This is a genomic window from Psychromonas sp. (assembly GCF_983033635.1).
Window position 1 is genome coordinate 8,288 of record NZ_CEZLMY010000003.1, and the last position, 5,238, is coordinate 13,525.

The following is a 5,238-nucleotide window of genomic DNA, read 5'->3' on the forward strand; positions in this document are numbered from 1 at the left end:
TATTGATAGTGAGGAGCTTGCCGTTCTTTCTGATGAGCTCAATCAAAAACGAATGATGGCACCTGACTTTTTTAGTGATGCACCAATTGTTGTCAAGGTAGAAAGTGACACGCTGAATTTAGATTTTTCTCAAATAAAGAAAATAGTGAATGAGCAGGGATTTATTTTGCTGGGTATCTCTGGTGATTTATCAGCATCACAAAAAGAGCAAATTAAAGCCCAAAAAATTGCCATATTAAGAAGCTCAAAACGTCAGGCTCGTGAAACGGAAGTTAAAGTAGAGAAAGAAAATCAAACTGTTGAAGTAGAAACAAGCGAGTTTGTCAGCTCTTATGTAAAAACCAAAATTCATACTGGTCGGGTTCGATCCGGTCAACAAATTTATGCTAAAGAGTGCGACCTGGTTATAAATGGTGATGTTGGTGCAGGTGCAGAAGTGATTGCTGACGGTAATATTCATATTTATGGAGCATTACGTGGTAAAGCGATTGCGGGGGCGATGGGAGAAAAAAGTGCCTCTATCTTTTGCCAAGCGCTTAGCCCTGAACTCATTTCTATTGCCGGAGTTTATAAACTAAGTGATGATTTAGCAGCTGATTTTGTGGGTAAAAGTTGCATTGTGTCACTACAAGATGAACAGATTGTATTATCCAGTTTAAGTCGGATTTAATTTATTTAGTTAAGGAACAATAATGGCAAAAGTAATTGTCGTAACATCAGGTAAAGGTGGTGTTGGTAAAACAACAAGCAGTGCCGCAATTGGTAGTGGCCTTGCAATGAGTGGCGCAAAAACTGTGATTATCGATTTTGATATCGGTTTACGTAATCTGGATTTGATTATGGGTTGTGAACGTCGCGTTGTTTATGATTTGATTAATGTTATTAATGGTGAAGCAAATCTGCAACAAGCATTAGTAAAAGATAAACGTATTAGTGATCTATTCATAATGCCAGCTTCGCAAACCAGAAATAAAGATGCGTTAACTAAAGAGGGTGTTGAAAAAGTTATTGCTGATTTAAAAGCCGACGGTTTTGAATATATCATTTGTGACTCCCCTGCAGGTATCGAGCAAGGTGCGATGATGGCATTGTACTTTGCAGATGAAGCGATTGTAACAACCAATCCAGAAGTATCTTCGGTGCGCGATTCAGATCGAATCACAGGCATGCTATCAAGCAAATCATATCGTTCAGAGCAACAACTAACTCCAGTTAAAGTGCATCTGTTAATTACACGTTATTGCCCAGAGCGTGTTGAAAAAGAGGAGATGCTAAGTATTGATGATATTAATGACTTACTGGGCATAGATCTATTGGGCGTGATCCCTGAGTCTCAAGATGTATTAAATGCATCTAACTTAGGTGAACCCATTATTTTGAACCAAGATTGTGATGCGGGTAAAGCATACCAAGATGCGGTTGATCGTTTGCTGGGTATCGATCGGGATTTTCGGTTTATTACCTATGAAAAGAAAGGTTTTTTAAGCCGTATATTTGGAGGTTAAGATGGGACTATTACAATATTTTAGACAAGAGAAACCAAAAAAAGGTAGTGCTAAGCTAGCCAAAGATCGTTTACAAATTATTGTAGCGCATGAACATTCATGTGCAGCAAGACCGTCCTATTTACCTGAAATGCAACAAGAGATTGTTGCTGTAATTCGTAAATATATGGATATTTCAAGCAATGATGTGAAATGTGAATTTAGTGATAAAGCGGATGATGATATGTCTGTACTTGAAGTAAATGTAGCATTGCCCAAAAACAGGTAATTACAATCATTACTGTTAATAACTTAAAAATGCGAGCTAACTTGATAAAAGTTAGGTCGCATTTTTTATGTTGAAAAGAATAATAAAGGGAGTCAAAAATTAGCATAGGCAAAGGAATCTTGGGAATGATTGCTAATCAGGTAACCTCTTTATTTAACGCATTTATGGGCTTCTCTTACTATTTCTATGCAAGGCAAAAGATAAGCATCTAGTTTATACTTACGGGCAAGGCGTTTCGTAATCTTTCTATGATATCACTAACAGTAAGCAGGTAATGTCAATGTCCAATAATTTAGCGCACGGAACAAGTGTTATTGGCATCGAAGGAGCGATAGTTAAAACTGAAATCGCAAGCGGTTTTAATGAGCAAGGGATTGATGCTCATTTTAAGCAGGTACTGCTAGCCTGTGAACATTTGCCTCATTGGGTCTTGTATAAACATATAGACGTATCTGCATTAATGACACCCGACGCAAAGTTACGTCTAATTGCCTGGACTAATAAGCTTTCACAATATGGTTGTTGCGGAGTGTATTATTATGTGGAAAGCGCTATCTTATTTAACGTTCTTAACAAAGCTTTTCAAAATGTGAAACTGCCGATTCAGATTGAATCTTCAGATAAAAATCTAGCTAATTTTGCCAAGATACATTTAAAAATCCCTTCAACTGACTTATGAGCGAAAAGGGAACGTAAGTTTGGCCCCATCTCTTTTTTTTATAACTAGCATTTATTTATAGGTGGGGATGACTCAATCTTCATTAATTTCTCTCGATATCACGCCAGTTGATGCTTGAGTGTATCCCTTATTTAACTGATATTTTCCTGTTTTAAAAGATAAATGCATATATGTAGCTAAACTCATAAAGTAGTGGATAGATGAATCTCCTAAATAATTTATTAGGTTATGAAGAGTCATATTGTTTTCAAGGAGGATTAATATGTTAACTGTAAATAAACTTGAAGAAGTTATTGAAGAACTCCGCAATCTTAAAATTATGTTAGACGATATTTCAGGTTTTATGCCAGATCGGCATTTCATCATTGATGAATCAGGAATAATACTGAGCCATTTCGGAAATGAACAACCAGACCTTTTTTTTAATATTGGCAATATGAAGCAACGCTCTATATTTGAATTTAGTACCATTGAAGCTATCGGAAATGATCTGCGCAATGCAGTTAATAAATGTTTCTCTGAAAATAAAATGGTGACGCTTGAATATTCTCTTCAGCTAGAAGATTTTCAGTTGCTTGCTCCTGGAGTGATCGGACCTGAGAATCGGCAGTGGTTTGAAGTGAAAATACGCCCTATGCACTCTCTTCTCAATCAAAAAAGAACTGTGGTTACCTCAACCCGTAACATTACGGAACGAAAGCTTATGGAGCAAAAACTTCATGAAATGGCAATGACCGATCCGCTTACAACGCTCTATAACAGACGGCATATTATGCATGAGCTGGAAAGGTCTTTCGAACGTTTCAAACGCTATGGAACGAATATCAGTGTACTTATGCTTGATATTGATCATTTTAAACAGTTTAATGATACCTATGGACATGGCGTAGGGGATCTGGTGTTGGTTGAATTAGCTAAATACCTCAAAAAAGCGATTAGGAAACTAGATGTTGCTGGCCGTCTCGGTGGCGAAGAATTTTTAATTATTATGCCGGACTCATCTGTTCAACAAGTTAAGGACGTGGCTTTACGATTAATAAAAGGGCTGAGTGAATTGAAAGTTTCTACTTCAGAAGGAGAACTTTCATTTACGGTGAGTGGTGGATTGAGTGAAATAATGAAGGAAGATCTTTGTGTAGATAATCTGTTAAAACGGGCTGATCAGGCACTCTATTTTTCGAAAGAGAATGGACGTAATCAGGTAAATATTTCCAAATGAAAAAATAAGAGAAGAGAAAAGAGTAAAAAAATATGCGTGACAAGCAGATCTTTATTTTAGGCATTAATAAACGCGAGAGCGCCGTCAGGATAAGATGTTTGGCTATAAAGCAAGAATGGTTACAGTGGTAATAAACAGAGCGGGTTAGGGACGTTTCATCAGTTTTCTGTTTATATCTGTAGCGGCTGTTAAAGTGAAATTTCCGATGATCGAGCCTGATACCTTGAATTCCCAATATACGGCGCCAATACTTCAGTACTGGCGCAATCTTTATTATTTTAGCTCGCCAGCATTCAAAGTGATGCTATTGATAATAACAGCTTGAACAGGTTTATCTGCGCCACCCGTTTTAACATTAGCAATCTTATCAACCACATCCATACCCAAGGTAACTCTACCAAATACGGCATAACCCCATCTACTGCCTTGCGCATCTAAAAACGCGTTATCCTTATGGTTTATAAAAAATTGGCGAGTTGCTGAATGCGGCTGATTTGTTCTTGCCATTGCAATAGTACCGCGTTCATTACTTAAGCCATTTTTAGATTCATTTTCAATAGGTGATAATGAGGTGGCTTTAGTACCTGAATCTTTAAAACCTCCACCTTGGATCATAAAACTATTAATAACCCGGTGGAAGGTGGTTTTGTTAAAACCATCTTTTTCTACATAAGCTAAAAAGTTAGCCACAGTTTTTGGTGCTTGAGTAGGTAAAAGTTCGATGACGATTCTCCCTTTAGATGTATCCATCACAACGGTCGGGTTTGTTGCTGCAAAAGTAGATGCACTAATTAAAAGTAGAAAAAAAGATAATAGCTGTTTCATTGGGTAATTCCTTAATATATGAATGATTTTAAAGTTGCTGCAGTTTAGCGTTAAGCTCAGGATCTTGAATTATTTCATTTAATAATTGTGATAACTGATCATTTAATTGCTCTGTTACTTGTTTGCTATCAGCTGTAAAAACGCCCTCTTGGTTAAAGCGAGACTTAAATGTTTTGCTAAATATTGTGTTTTCAGAACTCAGCTTTACTTTAATTACTATTTTTGAATTGATGTTGTGAGTAAGAGTGTTTTGCTCAACTTTTGCTAGCAGCTTAATAAGTTGGATATCTATTTTATCTTCGCTATCTGCTTTAAAAGTTAAGCCTTGCTTTATCCATTGCTTATGTAAAACATTTTCAATAATTAAGCGACTGCTCTGTGACTCATTAATAAGCGTGGCCGCATTATCGCCATCTGTTATTTCAATAAGGTAATGTGCAATACGTTGATCTTGGCTGCTAATATTCCAGATTAATTTGCTCTGCAACAGTTTTCCGGTTTGATTAAGTGATAATTCAGGCTGAAGTTGTACACTTGCGGGGGAAGTACTGCACGCGGCTAATAAAACAGCGCTAATAATTAATAGTGCATTGTGAGCACTTTTTAACAATAAATGAATCACGATTGTTTTCCTTTAGGTAGATAGTGGTAAAGATCATAACAAATAAATTTGCTTTGTCTTTTTATTTACTTAACAGATATGAATGATTTTTGAGCGTTAGAAATATTAAAGGTTAAATAG

General features: G+C 36.5%; 7 protein-coding genes. 5 read left to right on the forward strand and 2 right to left on the reverse strand.

Annotation, left to right across the window (positions count from 1 at the left end):
• Position 1: 1 nt before the first annotated feature.
• The 5 genes from minC (at position 2) to AC4GME_RS00805 (ending at position 3,671) form a co-directional block, all read left to right on the forward strand.
• Positions 2-670, forward strand: a complete 669-nt coding sequence (minC, locus tag AC4GME_RS00785; protein ID WP_490378893.1) for a septum site-determining protein MinC — start codon at positions 2-4, stop codon at positions 668-670.
• A 22-nt stretch (positions 671-692) separates the two neighbouring features.
• Positions 693-1,505 carry a septum site-determining protein MinD gene (gene minD, locus AC4GME_RS00790; RefSeq protein WP_490376964.1) on the forward strand — a complete coding sequence of 271 codons (813 nt, stop codon included), beginning with the start codon at positions 693-695 and terminating at the stop codon, positions 1,503-1,505.
• 1 nt (position 1,506) lies between these two features.
• Positions 1,507-1,773: a cell division topological specificity factor MinE gene (gene minE, locus AC4GME_RS00795; protein WP_490376963.1), complete on the forward strand. Its 267-nt coding sequence runs from the start codon at positions 1,507-1,509 to the stop codon at positions 1,771-1,773.
• A 280-nt stretch (positions 1,774-2,053) separates the two neighbouring features.
• The gene (locus AC4GME_RS00800) at positions 2,054-2,452 is read left to right on the forward strand and encodes a hypothetical protein (protein WP_490376962.1); all 399 of its coding nucleotides are present in this window, start codon (positions 2,054-2,056) and stop codon (positions 2,450-2,452) included.
• Between the two features lie 262 nt (positions 2,453-2,714).
• Complete coding sequence (locus AC4GME_RS00805; RefSeq protein WP_490376961.1) at positions 2,715-3,671, forward strand: GGDEF domain-containing protein; 957 nt, start codon at positions 2,715-2,717, stop codon at positions 3,669-3,671.
• A gap of 273 nt (positions 3,672-3,944) precedes the next feature.
• Here the strand turns inward: AC4GME_RS00805 and AC4GME_RS00810 are convergent, their stop codons facing one another.
• Complete coding sequence (locus tag AC4GME_RS00810) at positions 3,945-4,496, reverse strand: peptidylprolyl isomerase (protein WP_490376960.1); 552 nt, start codon at positions 4,494-4,496, stop codon at positions 3,945-3,947.
• A 28-nt stretch (positions 4,497-4,524) separates the two neighbouring features.
• Positions 4,525-5,118, reverse strand: coding sequence for a YajG family lipoprotein (locus tag AC4GME_RS00815; RefSeq protein ID WP_490376959.1), 594 nt, complete (start codon positions 5,116-5,118; stop codon positions 4,525-4,527).
• Positions 5,119-5,238: the final 120 nt, after the last annotated feature.

Coding starts and splice junctions, on each gene's coding strand:
- minD (WP_490376964.1), top strand. CDS start 693: ATGGCAAAAGTAATTGTCGTAACATCAGGTAAAGGTGGTGTTGGTAAA.
- minE (WP_490376963.1), top strand. CDS start 1,507: ATGGGACTATTACAATATTTTAGACAAGAGAAACCAAAAAAAGGTAGT.
- AC4GME_RS00805 (WP_490376961.1), top strand. CDS start 2,715: ATGTTAACTGTAAATAAACTTGAAGAAGTTATTGAAGAACTCCGCAAT.
- AC4GME_RS00810 (WP_490376960.1), bottom strand. CDS start 4,496: ATGAAACAGCTATTATCTTTTTTTCTACTTTTAATTAGTGCATCTACT.
- AC4GME_RS00800 (WP_490376962.1), top strand. CDS start 2,054: ATGTCCAATAATTTAGCGCACGGAACAAGTGTTATTGGCATCGAAGGA.